Here is a 1,047-nt window from a genome sequence, read left to right as displayed (position 1 = left end):
ACACATGGCTGCCCGACGCGCACGTCGAAGCGCCGACGGCGGGCTCCGTCATCCTGGCCGGCATCCTGTTGAAAATGGGCGGGTACGGCTTCCTGCGCTTCTCCTTGCCGATGTTCCCGCTGGCGTCGGAAATGTTCGCGCCGCTGGTCTTCGCGCTGTCCGTCGTCGCCATCATCTACACCTCGCTGGTGGCGCTGATGCAGGAGGACATGAAGAAGCTGATCGCCTATTCGTCGGTTGCTCATATGGGCTTCGTCACCATGGGCATCTTCGCCATGAACCAGGAAGGCGTGCAGGGCGCGATCTTCCAGATGCTCAGCCACGGCCTCGTCTCCGGCGCGCTGTTCCTGTGCGTCGGCGTCATCTACGACCGCATGCACACACGTGAGATCGCGGCCTATGGCGGGCTGGTCAACAACATGCCGAAATACGCCACGGTGTTCCTGATCTTCACCATGGCCAATGTCGGCCTGCCCGGTACCAGCGGCTTCGTCGGCGAGTTCCTGACCATGCTCGGCGTGTTCCGGGTCAACACATGGGTGGCGTTCTTCGCCGCCACCGGCGTCATCCTGTCGGCCGCCTACGCGCTCTGGCTCTACCGCCGGGTGATCTTCGGCGCACTGACCAAGGAGAGCCTTAAGGGACTGCTCGACCTGTCGCCGCGCGAGAAGGTGATCATCTACCCGCTGGTCGTGCTGGTCATCTTCTTCGGCGTCTATCCCGCCCCGGTCTTCGACGCGACGGCCCAATCGGTCAAGTCGCTCGTCACCAATGTCACTGCATCCATCGGCACCGCGCAGACCGCGGCGGCGAACTGACCAGAGGTTTTGCGAACCATGACGCCGGACCTTCTCTCCAGCCTGTCGCTCTCGACGCCAGAGCTGATCCTTGCCGTCGGCGCGCTGGCGCTGCTGATGGTCGGAGCCTGTTCGCGCGCCAACACGGCCAACACGGTAACCGGCCTTGCGGTTGCCGTGCTGGCGATCGCGGGCGCCTGGCTGATCTTCCGAACCGGGCAGGGCAGCGCTTATGGCAATGCCTTCATCC

General features: G+C 64.0%; 1 protein-coding gene and 1 pseudogene. Both read left to right on the top strand.

Features of this window, described 5'->3' with window-relative positions; genetic code table 11:
- Window positions 1–818: NADH-quinone oxidoreductase subunit M (locus tag EN879_RS37005; RefSeq protein ID WP_164774896.1), on the top strand; the 818-nt coding region annotated here is incomplete at its 5' end.
- Between the two features lie 18 nt (window positions 819–836).
- Window positions 837–1,047 (top strand): annotated as a pseudogene (locus EN879_RS37000) (NADH-quinone oxidoreductase subunit N); the annotation flags it as partial.

Origin of the sequence: Mesorhizobium sp. M7A.F.Ca.AU.002.02.1.1 (assembly GCF_003998535.1) — a bacterium.
Classification (GTDB): Bacteria; Pseudomonadota; Alphaproteobacteria; order Rhizobiales; family Rhizobiaceae; genus Mesorhizobium; species Mesorhizobium ciceri.
This window is presented reverse-complemented; position numbering and strand designations above follow the sequence as displayed.